Genomic DNA, 13,834 nt, shown 5'->3' with positions numbered 1-13,834 from the left:
CCGACGCCCGTCACACGAAACACGGATTGGAAGGCACGACCATGGCGGGACCCGTCCTGGAAATGCGCTCGATCGTCAAGACCTTTCCCGGCGTCAAAGCGCTGTCGGACGTCACTCTGACCGTTCGTCAGGGCGAGGTCCACGCCATCTGCGGAGAGAACGGCGCCGGCAAGTCGACCCTGATGAAGGTCCTCTCCGGCGTCCACCCGCACGGCACCTACGAGGGGGAGATCCTCTTCGAGGGAGAGCTCTGCCGCTTCAAGGACATCCGGGCGAGCGAGCAGCGCGGCATCGTCATCATCCACCAGGAGCTGGCGCTGGTGCCGTACCTCTCCCTCGCGGAGAACATCTTCCTCGGCAACGAGCACGCCAAGCGCGGGCTCATCGACTGGAGGGAGACCCTGCGCCACGCCTCCGAGCTGCTGCGCCGGGTCGGCCTGAGCGACCACCCCGAGACCCGCGTCGCCGACATCGGCGTGGGCAAGCAGCAGCTCGTGGAGATCGCGAAGGCCCTGTCGAAGGAGGTGAAGCTGCTCATCCTCGACGAGCCGACCGCGGCCCTGAACGACGAGGACAGCGGCAAACTCCTCGACCTGATCCTTGAGTTGAAGAACCAGGGCATCACCTCGATCATCATCTCCCACAAGCTCAACGAGATCCGCCGGGTCGCCGACTCGGTGACGATCATCCGCGACGGGAAGTCCATCGAGACCCTGGACGTCAAGGCCGAGGAGACCAGCGAGGACCGGATCATCTCCGGCATGGTCGGCCGCGACCTCGACAACCGCTTCCCCGAGCGCACCCCGCACGAGCCGGAGGCGGGCGCGGCGCCCGCGCTGGAGGTCCGCAACTGGACCGTGCACCACCCGATCGACCAGCACCGCAAGGTGGTCGACGACGTGTCGATCAACGTACGGCGCGGGGAGATCGTCGGCATCGCGGGACTGATGGGCGCCGGCCGCACCGAGCTCGCGATGAGCGTCTTCGGCCGGTCGTACGGCCGGCACGCGGGCGGCACCGTCCTCAAGGACGGCAAGGAGATCCGCACCAGGTCCGTCGCGGAGGCGATCGGGCACGGCATCGCCTATGTCACCGAGGACCGCAAGCATTACGGCCTCAACCTCATCGACACCATCAACCGGAACATCTCGCTGACCGCCCTGGACAAGGTCGCCAAGCGGGGTGTGGTCGACGAGCACGAGGAACGGCAGGTGGCCGAGCGCTACCGCAAGTCGATGAACATCAAGGCCCCCACCGTCTTCGAGCCGGTGGGCAAGCTGTCCGGCGGCAACCAGCAGAAGGTCGTCCTCAGCAAGTGGATCTTCGCCGGTCCCGAGGTGCTGATCCTGGACGAGCCCACACGCGGCATCGACGTCGGCGCCAAGTACGAGATCTACACGGTCATCGACAAGCTGGCCGCGGAGGGGAAGGCGGTCGTCTTCATCTCCTCCGAGCTGCCGGAGCTGCTCGGTATGTGCGACCGCATCTACACCATGGCCGCAGGGCGGTTGACGGGTGAGTTCCCGCGTGCCGAGGCCACGCAGGAATCGCTGATGCGTCAGATGACGAAGGACAAAGAGGTAACGCGATGAGCACGGAAGTGACCGCCAAGAGCCCGGCCCCCGCGCCGCCCGGCAAGAGCGGGGGTGCGGCGGGCGGGAATCTGCTCCAGCTGGTGCTGGACGGCCTGCGCCGCAACATGCGTCAGTACGGCATGCTGATCGCGCTCGGTCTGATCGTGGCGCTGTTCGGCGTGTGGACCGACGGCGGCCTGCTGACGCCGCACAACATATCCAACCTGGTGCTGCAGAACAGCTATGTCCTGATCCTCGCGATCGGCATGATGCTGGTCATCATCGCCGGCCACATCGACCTGTCGGTCGGTTCGCTGACGGCGTTCGTCGGGGCCTTCGCGGCCGTGCTGACCGTGCAGCACGACGTGCCGTGGCCCGTCGCCGTCGCTCTCTGCCTGATGGCGGGGGCCGTGGCGGGCGCGGTGCAGGGCTTCTTCATCGCCTACCTCGGCATCCCCTCGTTCATCGTCACCCTCGCCGGGATGCTGACCTTCCGCGGCGTCACCGAGATCCTGCTGGAGGGGCAGACCCTCGGCCCCTTCCCCGACGGTCTGCAGAAGATCGGCAACGGCTTCCTGCCGGCGGTCGGCCCGGAGACCAACTACCACAACATCACCCTGCTGCTGGGCATCGTCCTGATCGCCTTCGTGGTCCTTCAGGAGGTCCGGGACAGGAAGCGTCAGCGGGAGTTCTCGCTCGACGTGCCGCCGGCCGGCCTCTTCCTGTTCAAGCTCGCCGCGATCGTCACCGCGCTGCTCGTCGTCACCCTGCTGCTCGCCAGCTGGCAGGGCGCGCCGATCATTCTGCTGATCCTGGGCGCTCTGGTGGTCGGGTACGGCTACGTCATGCGCAACTCCGTCTTCGGCCGGCACATCTACGCCATCGGCGGCAACCTGCCGGCGGCGAAGCTGTCCGGCGTCAAGGACAAGAAGGTCACCTTCCTGGTCTTCCTGAACATGGGCGTGCTCGCGGCCCTGGCGGGTCTGGCGATCGCCGCCCGCCTCAACGCGGCCTCTCCGAAGGCGGGCCTGAACTACGAACTCGAGGCGATCGCCTCGGCGTTCATCGGTGGCGCGTCCATGAGCGGCGGTGTGGGCACCGTCCTCGGCGCGATCATCGGCGGTCTCGTCCTCGGCGTGCTGAACAACGGCATGAACCTCCTCAGCGTCGGCACCGACTGGCAGCAGGTCATCAAGGGCCTCGCCCTGCTGGCCGCGGTCGGCTTCGACGTGTGGAACAAGCGCAAGTCCGGTTCGTAAGCAAGGGCTCCGCCGGGAAGCCGTACGAGCACTGCGGGCCGCACAGGGCTGGTCGCGCAGTTCCCCGCGCCCTCCAGGGGGCGCGGGGCCCGGCGGGCGCCTCCAACTCCCCTCTCTGGAGCCGCTAGATGGAACTGAACAGACGCACGGTCATCGCGGGCGCCGCTGCGGCGGGAATCGCCGCCACCGCCCTCGGGGGCGTCGCCGAGGCCTCCACCTCCGGCAGCAAGAAGCCGACGAAGAAGGTCTTCGGCACGCTCGCGGACGGCACAAAGGTCCACCTGTGGTCCCTGGCCAACGGCGGGACGCGGCTGAAGGTCCTGGACTACGGCGGCATCGTCCAGTCCCTGGAGATCCCCGACCGGCGCGGCCGTTACGCCAACGTCTCCCTGGGCTTCGACAACATCGAGGACTACGTCGCCAAGTCCCCCTACTTCGGCGCGCTGATCGGCCGCTTCGGCAACCGCATCGGCAAGGGGCAGTTCACCCTCGACGGCAAGGCCTACCAGGTCGACGTCAACGACGGCGCGAACAGCCTGCACGGCGGTTCCAAGGGCTTCGACAAGCACGTGTGGAGCGTCGAGCCGTTCACCAAGGGCTCCGACGTCGGCCTGCACCTGCGGTACACCAGCGCCGACGGCGAGATGGGCTACCCGGGCACGCTGAAGGTCAAGGTCACCTACACCCTCACCCGGCACGGCGACTGGCGCATCGACTACGAGGCCACCACCGACAAGGCCACCGTCGTCAACCTCACCAACCACGTCTACTGGAACCTCGCCGGCGAGTCCAGCGGCACCATCTACGACCACGAGCTGGAGATCGACGCCGCCCGCTACACGCCCGTCGACTCGGGCCTGATCCCCACCGGCGAACTGGCGAGGGTCGCGGGCACGCCGTTCGACTTCCGCCGCGCCAAGACCGTCGGCGAGGACATCCGCGTCGCCCACCAGCAGCTGCTGTACGGCAAGGGCCTCGACCACAACTGGGTCCTCGACAAGGGCATCACCTCCCGGCCGGCGCCCGTCGCCACCCTGCGCGACCCGTCCTCGGGCCGCACCCTGACAATCTCCACCACCGAGCCGGGCCTGCAGTTCTACTCCGGGAACTTCCTCGACGGCACGCTCGTCGGAAGCGGCGGGACCGTCTACCGCCAGGGTGACGGCATGTGCCTGGAGACGCAGCACTTCCCGGACTCGCCGAACAAGCCGGGCTTCCCGTCGACCGTGCTGCGGCCCGGCCAGACGTACCGGTCGACGACGGTCCACTCGTTCGACTGCTGACGTACCCTCACCGACGGGGCGCAACTCCACACCTGTTCTTCAGCGGTTGAACGGTTGCGCCCCGGCCTTCGTATGTAGGGACGGCCCGTGCTCCCCCGCGCGGGCCACCCAGATGACGACGGGCCCGGTCGTCCCCGCCGGGCCCGCCCCATACGGAGGTTCCATGGCCGACAACGTCACCTCGTTGTTCCGCAGCACCGCGGCGCACAGCCCGTCGATGGCGGCGCTGACCCGCGAAGGCGGCGACGGGGGCGGGCCGGTGGACTTCTGCATCCCCTGCAATCCCTACTTCCCCACCCCGCAGATGTTCGACGAGATGTCGAACCGGCTGCGGGACATCATCACGTACTACCCGAGCAGCGCCGACACCATCACCGCCGAGCTGTGCAACCTGCTCGGGCTTCCGCCGCAGGCCGTCGCGATGGGCAACGGCTCCACCGAGCTGATCACCTGGATCGACCACCTGCTGGTCCGCGAGTCCCTCGCGGTGCCCGTCCCCACCTTCGGCCGCTGGACCGACCAGCCGATGGAGACCGGCAAGCGGGTCGACATGTTCCCGCTCCAGGAGTCCAGCGGTTTCGCCCTCGACCTCGCGCAGTACGCCGAGTTCATCCGCACGCGCGGCACCCGGGTCGCCGTCATCTGCAACCCCAACAACCCTGACGGCGGGTTCCTGCACAAGCACGCGCTGGTGCAGTTCATGGACGCGATGGCCGACCTGGACCTGGTCGTCATCGACGAGTCGTTCCTGGAGTTCGCCGACGCCGAGGCCGAGCCGAGCGTGGTGCAGGAGGCCATGCTGCGGCCCAACGTCGTCGTGCTGCGCAGCCTCGGCAAGAACTTCGGCCTGCACGGCATCCGCTTCGGGTACCTGGTCGCGAACCCGGCGCTGGCCGGGCGGGTCCGTTCCATGCTGCCCAAGTGGAACCTCAACTCCTTCGCCGAGCACGTGGTGTTCATGCTGAAGGAGCACGGCCCCGAGTACGCGCAGAGCCTCATGCAGGTGCGCCGGGACCGTCTGGAGATGGCCAGCCAGCTCTCCGCGCTGCCCGGCCTGACCGTCTACCCCTCGCAGGGGAACTTCCTCTTCGTGCGCCTCCCCGTCGGCGCCGAGGGCACCGTGGTCCGCGACCGGCTGCTCACCGAGCACCGGATCCTGGTCCGCGAGTGCGGCAACAAGATCGGCTCCTCCAGCCGCTTCCTGAGGCTCGTGGTGCGCCCCCAGGTCGACGTGCGTCGCCTGGTGTCCGGCCTGGAACAGGTGCTCTACGGGAACAGGAGGGGAGCCGCCGTGCCCGAGCTGGGCGCCGGGACCAGCTACAGCTCGGGCACGGCGGCCGTGGATCGGCTGGTGGGAGCTACCAACGGGGCCGGCATGCCGGGCCTTGCCGCTCAGGCCATGGGCGCCGGTGCTCCGGGGCTGCCCGCAGCCCCGGCCGCCGCCGTCGGCATGTCGGCCCCGACCCCCTCCGACGGCTCCGGGGTGCCGCTGCCGGCGGCGGCCCAGATCTTCCCCCAGTCGATACCGGCGCCCCAGCCCCCCGCCCCGGCCCCCGCCCCGGCGATGACGCCCGCGATGGCCCCGGCCGCCATGGCCCCGCCGATGGCGCCGGTTCCGCCACAGATGACCCCGCCGCAGATGACCCCGCCGCCGATGGCGCCCGCCGCGATGACTCCCGCCGCGATGACTCCCGCGGCGATGACTCCCGCGGCGATGGCTCCGGCTGCCATGACCCCCGCGGCGATGCCCCCTCCGCCGGCCCCGGCCCCCGCCCCGGCGATGACGCCGGCCGCCGCGCCCATGGCCCCCGGCCCGACGCCCCCGGGCGTCCCGGCCCGAGGCGGCCTGACCGCCGCCCAGGTACGAGGCACCAACGGCCTCTCCCCGGCAGCGGCGACCGGCTGGCCCAACGCCCAGAGCTGGCCGAACGCGGCGGGAATGGGCCAGGCGGGGTGAATCCCGCCGGATGACGCAACGGAGCCCCCGGCCGACTGGTTGTCGGCCGGGGGCTCCGTTCTTTCGGTGCTGTCAGGTCACGCTCCCGGCTCCGGGTGGTCGTCGAGCCAGCGGCGGGCTGCCGCCTTCTCCTGCGGGCCGTGGAAGCCAGAGTCGGACTCCGCCACCCCCTCGGCGAACTTCCGCAGTTCCTCCGACCAGTGCGGTTCCTTGACCACGATCGTGTCGATCGAGGACTGCCCGGTGGTCGCGCCCAGCAGAACGTCGCCGTCCAGCGAGAGCATGCGGAACTCCGGACGGAACGGGGCGCTGCCCAGCGGGCCGGCCGCGCCCTGTCCCATGACGTCCCAGTCGGGACGCAGCTCCACACAGACCCAGGCCGGGCCGGCGGCGAGGAAGAACCGGGGGTCCTCCGCCCGGAAGAGCCCCTCCTCGACCGCCAGCCGGTACCAGTCGGCGTTCGCACGCCGGTGCAGCTCGGGGTCGTCGACGTCCACCGAGGCGCTACCGCTGATGTCCCAGGGCATGACGCCGGCCAGCTGGCCGGTCACCACGGGAGGGATGAGCCCCTTCCCGGCACCGCAGTCGTCCCTGACCACGAGCCCGGCCTTCGCCAGGCCCGCGGTCCATTCACGTCGACCACTCATGTCAGCGGCTGCCTCTCACCGGACCCGAACGTCCCGTGTGAGCCTGCGGGAGGACCCGCCACGGATACTCGAACACCTGGTTGTAATTGTGGTTGAGAACGTAGCCGATGTTGCCGTTCGGAGCGACGAGCACCCGGGTCTGGGTGTTCGGGCCCGCCGTGCCGGTGTAGACGGTCGCGCCCAGCCACTTGAGGTACTTGCGGGGGGTCGCGTTCCTGCCGGTGCGCCGCTGGTAGGAGTCCCATACGCGGCTCCCGACGGGACCCGTCTGCCGCTGGCCGATCTGCCCCGTCGCGATCTTGTCCACGGTGTCGTGGACCTCCTGGGGGATGATGCGGCCATCGACCTTGTCCTTGTTGTAGTCGTCGTCGGGGAACGCGGGGTTCCCCGTCGGCCCGCAGTTGTGGACGAGGACCGGCGCCGCTCCGACGAGCACGTAGTACGTGTGCACGTCTGTGACCGTGAGGTTGTGGACCGTCGCCTCGGCAGTCCACGCCTCGACCTTGCCGATCTGGATCCAGCTCCCCGAGGAGGTCTGGAGCCACTGCCCCTGCTCGAGGTCACCGGCGTCGATCCACTCCCGCGAGGTCGGCACCCAGAAGGGGTGGCCGGCCGTCGCGGTGACGGTCGTCGTCTCCGCCTTTGCGGAAGAGCCGTCGTGGACCGTGAGCGTGATCCGCACGAGGTCCTTGCTGCCCTTGCCGACGATCGTCGCCGCCGCCGTCTGGACGGACCGCTTCCCCGTCTTCGGGTCGGTCGCGACGACCTTGTCGCCGGCCTCGACCTTCTCGATCGGCTTCGTCGAGCCGTCGGCCATCAGAACCTTCGTCCCGGGGACGAAACTGTTGGGACTTCCGCCGGCGAGGGACTCACAAGCCTGGCCCTGCGCCTCTTCCTTGACGGTCTCCTTGGCCTCGTTCCTGACCTCCTTGGCGACCTTCTTCACCGCCCGCTTCACCTGGGACGGCTTCGGGCGCGGCTTCGGCTGGGAGCGGGGCTTGGCGCGCGGCTTCGGACGTGCCGCCGCCTTGCGGGCCGCCGCCCGGCGGGCCGCCGCCTTCTTGGCCGCCGCACGTGCCGCGCGGGCACGGGCCTGAGCCGCTGCCCTGCGAGCAGCCGCACGCTTGGCCGCGGCGCGGGCCGCTGCCCGCTTGGCCGCCGCCCGCTTGGCCGCGGCCGCCTTGCGGGCCGCCTCACGGCGGGCCTTGGCGGCAGCACGCTTCGCGGCCTCGAGGGCACGCTTGCGGGCCAGGGCCGCAGCCCGACGGGCCGCCGCCTGAGCCGCCTTGCGAGCCGCGATGATCGCCGCACGGCGGGCCGCCGCGCGGATCGCCGCCTGGATGGCGATACGGGCCGCGATGCCGATCAGAATCGGGAAGAACTCTCCCGACGGGTCGGAGAACGTCGCCGGCGCGTTGTTGCTGTAGCCGTACGGGTTCATCGTGCCCGGAGCGGTGTAGTCGACCATCGGGTCGACCTGGAGGAACCGCCCGGTCACCGGGTCGTAGTCACGGGCACCCAGGCGGGTCAGACCCGTGTCCTTGTCCACCGTGCCGCCCACGAAGCCGCGCTCTCCCGGCCAGGACGTGGGCTGTGACCCCCGCGCCTCGCCGAACGGCATCGATTTGCGCCGCGTGACTCCCATCGCCGGGTCCACCATGTCCACGACCGTGTGCGAGGTGCCGTGGTGGTCTGCCAGCATCATCTGACGGACTCCGCCGGTCGCACGGACCACTGTCGAGCCGTCGGGGAGCGGGTAGAACCGTTCCGCCTTCGCGCTGCTGTTGGCCGCGTCGACCGTCAGCTCGGCCTCGGCGAGGTAGAGCGTGCGGCTGCCGTCCGCTCCGGTGCGGATCAGGCGTTCGCCGTTCGCGCCGTAGAGATACGACGTGTTCTGCGTGCCACCGCCCTCGACCGGCTGGGACACCTTGCGCAGGTTGCCCTCGACGTCGTAGTCGAGCGTCTGGTTGACGCCGCCGTGCTGGCGGCCGACCGTGTTGCCGGCCTTGTCGTAGGAGAAGGTGTTCAGACGCTCGCCCTGCGGACCGACCGACTTGATCTCGGCCAGCGCGTTCGGACCGCCCACGCCCTCCTTGCCGTACGTGTACGTGCGGGTGACGTTCTTGGCGGAGTCACCTGTCGGGTCGTGCTCCACGAGCTGCTTGCGGTTGCCCGCCTCGTCGTACTGGTACGACTGCCAGTACGCGTCCGGGCCGCCGACGGTGTCCTTCGCGGGAGCCGCCGTGCAGTCGTCCGCCGTCTTCGGCGTCCAGGCCGAGGTCATCTGCCTCAGCTGGTCGTAGACGAAGCACTGCGTGTCGGTCTTGCCCGCGTCGGGCGCCGCGCTGCCGGGCACGTCGGTGACTTTGGTGACGTTGCCGGCCTCGTCGTACCCGTACCGCGTCTCGCTGATGCGGCCCGGGTTGACCGAGCGGTCGAAGGTGGCCGTCTGAAGGCGGCGAGTGAACTCGTCGTAGATGTACGAGCCGTGGACCTGCCTGCCGGCCGGGCCGGCGTCCGTGGCCAACACCTCGCCGAAGGCCGAGTAGTCGACGCCCGCGAGGTAGGTGGACGCGCCGCCGATGAAGACGGGCAGGTCGTCGGTGTTGTACCGGAAGACGACCTTCTCGGTCACCAGACCGCCCAGGCCCGGCACCTCGACCCAGGCGAGGTTGCCGGTCGGCGTGTACTCGTACTTGTACTCGTACGCGCCGGCGAGGCCCGTCTCCTCGGCGGGGATCACCGTCTTCGACTTCGTCACCCGGTACGCGTTGTCGTACTCGGTGACCTCCTCCCGGTACTCGCGACCGTTCTCATAGCGGATCTGCGCCGTGGGCAGGCCCTTGCCGAGGGTGTCGTACTTCCATTCCACACGCTTCGGGCCGGTGACGCTGCCCTCGCGCAGGGTGGTCGGACGGCCGCCGTCGTCGTAGGTGGTAAACAGGGACCGCTTGAACTGGTCCACGATCTCGACCACGTTGTCCGCGTTGTCGTACCGCGTCTCCGTGCGTCCGCCGTCGGGTTCGACGACGGCCGTCTGACGGCCCCGCTTGTCGTACTCGAACGTGGTGGCGGCGCCTCCCGGCGCGGTCACCTTGCGCAGGTTGTCGAGGTCGTCGTACTCGTAGACGGTGTCCCGCCACTTCGTACGCCCGGCGTCGGTGTACTCGCGCAGCCGCTCCGTGCGGCCCTCGGCGTCCTCGAAGGTCGCCGTGACCGTGTCGCCCTTCGGCGGGATCGTCGTGGAGACGTCCCCGTCGCGTTCGGTCGTCGTACGGAGCTTCTCCGTGCCGCGGTAGTACGTGATCTCCGCGGTGGGCTGGCCCAGGCCGTCGAAGGTGGTGCGGTTCTGCGACGGGACGTCCTGGTCGCCGACCGGGAGCAGCTTCGGCTCGGGCTCGGAGGAGTTGTAGTAGCCGTCGTTCTCCTTCCAGACCCGGCCGACGCTGTCGTAGAAGGTGTCGTTGACGATCCGGCCCGCGCCGACCGCCTCGTCCTGCGTCTGCCGCTCGCGCAGCAGGCCGTCGAGGATCTCGTACGACACGGCGTACTGGCCGTTGTCCTTCAGCGTCCGCGAGGTGACGACCGTCGGGCCGTCACGGCGGACGGTGTAGTCGTAGCTGGCGGACGGGCTCTGTGACGGATCGCGGTCGATCTCCCAGACCTTCAGGAGCCGGCCCAGCGGGTCGTACTCCATGGTCGACGACTTGCCGTTGGCGTCGGTCTCCTTCTCGGGCAGACCGCGGACGTCGTCGAACTCCGTCGTCTCCGTGTGCAGGAGCGGGTCCGTGGAGACCTGCTTCAGCGGACGCGCCACGGTCTTCGGGGTGAACTCGACGGACGTCTTGCGGTTGTCCGCGTCCCACGTGGCGACCTCACGGCCGTGGATGTCGTACTCGGTCTTGTCGATGGTGACGTAACCGTCGCCGGTGGCGTTCATCTCCTGGACCTCGGTGGGCAGACCCCTGGTGGGGGCCGCGCCGAAGGCCAGGTTGTCGTAGAGCGTGCGGCTGTCCTCGACGACCTCGCCGCCGGTCGTGCCGCAGGCCCCCAGCGTGGTCTTCTCGCGGGACTCCAGCTCGATCAGGTGCGCCCCGGTGTTACGGGCGTAATCGACCGTGGAGCAGCGGACCTTGCCGCCGGGCGTCTTCTCCTCGACCTGGTACGGCAGGCCGTAGCCGTCGTACTTGGTGGTCTCGGTGGAGGTGCGCCAGGTCTCGCCCTTGACCCGCTCACGGGTGCGGACGGTCTCCGGGCGGGTCATCCAGGCCTCGAGCGGCGTGGTCCCGGCACGGGTTCGGGTGGCCGTCTTCACCGCCCAGGGGGTGGTGACGGTCGCCGAGTCGACGGGACCGCCGTCGGACTCGTAGGTGATCTGCTCCAGCAACTGCCCCTGGTACTGCGGCAGATCCTGGTGGCTGGCGCCGTCACTGGTCTCCACGGCGGACGAACGCGTGCCGGAGGGCAGCTTGTCGCCGTGCAGGCCGCGGAAGTAGCGGTGCTCGCCGAGCTGCTTGACGTCACCGCCGGCGCCCTGGCGGGTGCGGACCCGCTCGTAGCCGCGGTACTGCGACCAGGTGCGGTACTTCTTCTCGGTGAACTCGCTGTCGTCGTAGGCCCATGCGGCGCCGCCGAGGAACTCGTACGAGGTGACCTTGGCGGGGCTGTCGGTGACCAGGTCCTCTTCGCTGACCTGGGTGACGACGTACTTGTGGAACCAGTCCTTGACCTGTGCCGTCGCGCCCTTGGGCGTCCAGAACTGCGGGAAGCAGCGCATGGTGTTGGACTCCGGCGAGGCCGGCATCCGCTTCGGCTCCAGGGCCTGGCAGTCCTTGGCCGAGTAGGTGACGCCGATCCGGCCGCCGGTCTCGGTGTCGATGGCGTGGACGCGGTAGCGGGAGAAGGGCGGCAGGCCCTCCACGCCGTCGACGCGGTTGTCCATCTGGAGGCCGGCGAAGGTGACCTTCGGCATGTCCGCCGTGCCGCCGGCGCCGTGCCCGGTACGGGCGATCGACTCCAGCCACAGGGCCGGGGAGGTGGCGTCACCGGTGGGCGGGTAGGACTGCTCCAGCGTCCAGGTGTCGACCGGCTTGAGGGCGCTGCCGACGAGCACGCTGGTGCTGATCTTCGTCAGCCGCTTGGTCGTCCAGAACGTGGGGGAGAACTTGTCGGTGCACTTGGCGCCCGAGGCGCACTCCTGGTCCAGCGGGGTGTCCGGCCAGTGTTTGGCGTTGGCCGTGGTCCGCTTGGTCTCGGCGCAGTCGAACGCCGTGCCGGGGACGCACCGTTCGGACAGGGCGAAGCCGACGCGGCCGGCCGGCAGGACGCCGAACAGCTTGTCGGAGCGCAGGCCGTAGTCGATGCGCGCGAGCTGCGCGTTGCGGTCGTAGCGGGCCTGCTGGTCGGCCTTCATGTTCTGGCCGTAGAAGTTGGTGAACTTGGTCCACCACAGGGTCATGGCGTCGCCCAGCGGGTCGACCACGTAGTCCAGGTTCCAGCGGTAGGCCTGGGCGCAGTCGGAGTCCATGAACGCCGTGGCGTGGCAGGGCTCGTCGGGGTGGTTGCCGAACACCGGCACGGTGAGCGCCGAGTTGGTGACCGTGCCGTCGGGAGCGCCCGGCAGCTTGTTCAGACCGAAGTGGTACTGGGTGCCGTCCGTGGTGGTCAGGATCCAGTACTCGCCGTCCTTGGCGCCGTTGGCGGCGCCGGTCTTGTGCTGGAGGCGCGAGCCGTCGTCGTCGGCGGGACGCCACTCGTCGGTGCCGTCCTTCTTGACGAGTTCGGTGGTGTTGCCGCCCAGCGACATCACGACGTGGTCGGAGCCCCAGCACAGGTCGCCGCTGTCGGCGGTGTTGTTGGGCTTCTTCCCGTCGACGGCGTCCTTGTCGTCCGAGCAGGAGCGGTACTTGCGCTCGATGTAGCCCGGCTCGTAGTCCCAGCCCTCGGCGATCCAGGAGGACTGCGCGTTGGTGGACGCGGTGCGGCCGTCCACCGCCTGCGAGGAGTAGGACAGTTCGACCTCGGGCTGCGGACCGCCGGGCACCTCGGGCGCCTCGATCGGGTAGGCCCACGAGAAGCCGCCGGAGGACGAACCGGCCATCCAGGAGCCGGACGGCGCGAGCGAGGTCGCCGCGTGGCTTCCGCCGGGCCCGGAGGCCTCTGCCGCGGCGGCGAACACGGTGGGCGCGGCCGCCAGGTCGGCGGTGGCCCGGACCGTCTTCGCGGCCGGGTCGTTGGCGCCGGGCAGGGTGGTGCGGGTACGGCACTGCTCCAGCTCGGGCGTGGTCAACGCGCAGGCGGGAAGCTGGTACAGACGGAGCCGGGAGCCCCAGTCACCGCCGTAGGTGTCCTTGAACGACGCGTAGTCCAGCTCCAGTTCGACGGAGCCCGACGCGGCGGGAGCCAGGCCGGTCTTCGCCGGCGCGGCGGTGAACAGGACGCCCTGGACGCCGGCCGCGCGGGCGGCCCTCTCGTCCTTCACCTGGACCTGGAGGGCGCTTCCGGCGTCGGCGGCGGCCTTCCTCGGGGTCGCGCCGCGGACGCTCAGCGCCGTACGGGCGGGTGCGGCCTTGGCCTGACGGGCTTTCACCATTCCGCTCCGCACGGCGGTGTCCGCGCCCTGCGCGGTGGAGCCGGCGGTCAGCGGTGCCCGCTGGGGAAGCTTGTCGCGACTGTCGGTGACCAGTGTCGTGAACGTGCCGGGCGACACCTTTCCGGCCGCGGGCCTGAAAGCGCCCTCGGCGTCGTCCCGGGTGGCCGGACGCTTCTTGTCGAAGTCGCGTCCGGGAACGGACGGATCGCGCTTGACGTCCGAGATCCTGGTGCTCCCGTCGGCGGCACTCGCGTCGTCGGGTATGAGGCCGACGAAGAGCACGAGGCCCACGAACAGGGAGACGGATCTGTGCCAGTGGCTGAAATAGCGTAACTGTCTTATGACTTGGTCCACTGAAGGACCTCCCCCTCACTCACTCTGCGTGATCTCACTCTGTGTGATCGAGTGTTGAACGGTCAGACATTAGGCGTTGCCGATCACCCTGACAAGCAAAGGAAAGGCAATGCGACAATCCCCACTTTGCTCATGCGTAGGTAAAGAACTGCCTTTCCTGCGTGTACT

The 13,834-nt window shown here is 69.6% G+C and carries 6 protein-coding genes; 4 read left to right on the top strand and 2 right to left on the bottom strand.

Features of this window, described 5'->3' with window-relative positions:
* Nucleotides 1–41: 41 nt before the first annotated feature.
* From mmsA to ACIRS4_RS24400, 4 genes are all read left to right on the top strand, one after another.
* Nucleotides 42–1,592, top strand: coding sequence for a multiple monosaccharide ABC transporter ATP-binding protein (gene mmsA, locus ACIRS4_RS24415; RefSeq protein ID WP_404199635.1), 1,551 nt, complete (start codon nt 42–44; stop codon nt 1,590–1,592).
* On the top strand, nt 1,589–2,833 hold the full coding sequence (gene mmsB, locus ACIRS4_RS24410; protein ID WP_404199632.1) for a multiple monosaccharide ABC transporter permease: 1,245 nt from the start codon (nt 1,589–1,591) through the stop codon (nt 2,831–2,833). Before mmsA ends, mmsB begins: the two co-directional genes overlap by 4 nt.
* A gap of 128 nt (nt 2,834–2,961) precedes the next feature.
* On the top strand, nt 2,962–4,116 hold the full coding sequence (locus ACIRS4_RS24405) for an aldose epimerase family protein (protein WP_404199629.1): 1,155 nt from the start codon (nt 2,962–2,964) through the stop codon (nt 4,114–4,116).
* Nucleotides 4,117–4,279: 163 nt separating this feature from the next.
* Nucleotides 4,280–6,073, top strand: coding sequence for a pyridoxal phosphate-dependent aminotransferase (locus ACIRS4_RS24400; RefSeq protein ID WP_404199626.1), 1,794 nt, complete (start codon nt 4,280–4,282; stop codon nt 6,071–6,073).
* Nucleotides 6,074–6,150: 77 nt separating this feature from the next.
* On the opposite strand, the gene ACIRS4_RS24395 is transcribed toward ACIRS4_RS24400, so the two are convergent.
* Both ACIRS4_RS24395 and ACIRS4_RS24390 read right to left on the bottom strand, forming a co-directional pair.
* Nucleotides 6,151–6,720 (bottom strand): hypothetical protein, encoded by a 570-nt coding sequence (locus ACIRS4_RS24395; protein ID WP_404199623.1) that lies wholly within the window; start codon nt 6,718–6,720, stop codon nt 6,151–6,153.
* Nucleotide 6,721: 1 nt separating this feature from the next.
* Entirely contained in the window at nt 6,722–13,666 is a 6,945-nt protein-coding gene (locus ACIRS4_RS24390; RefSeq protein WP_404199620.1) for a polymorphic toxin-type HINT domain-containing protein, read from the bottom strand.
* Between the last annotated feature and the right edge of the window lie 168 nt (nt 13,667–13,834).

Origin of the sequence: Streptomyces sp. NPDC101166, assembly GCF_044768125.1 — a bacterium.
In the GTDB taxonomy this organism is placed as follows: Bacteria; Actinomycetota; Actinomycetes; order Streptomycetales; family Streptomycetaceae; genus Streptomyces.
The sequence above is the reverse complement of the archived record's forward strand: the minus strand, read 5'-3'. Positions and strand labels throughout refer to the sequence as shown.

Bases quoted from the DNA above. Each gene is read 5' to 3' on its own strand.
- mmsA (WP_404199635.1), top strand. From the start codon at position 42: ATGGCGGGACCCGTCCTGGAAATGCGCTCGATCGTCAAGACCTTTCCC.
- mmsB (WP_404199632.1), top strand. From the start codon at position 1,589: ATGAGCACGGAAGTGACCGCCAAGAGCCCGGCCCCCGCGCCGCCCGGC.
- ACIRS4_RS24405 (WP_404199629.1), top strand. From the start codon at position 2,962: ATGGAACTGAACAGACGCACGGTCATCGCGGGCGCCGCTGCGGCGGGA.
- ACIRS4_RS24400 (WP_404199626.1), top strand. From the start codon at position 4,280: ATGGCCGACAACGTCACCTCGTTGTTCCGCAGCACCGCGGCGCACAGC.
- ACIRS4_RS24395 (WP_404199623.1), bottom strand. From the start codon at position 6,720: ATGAGTGGTCGACGTGAATGGACCGCGGGCCTGGCGAAGGCCGGGCTC.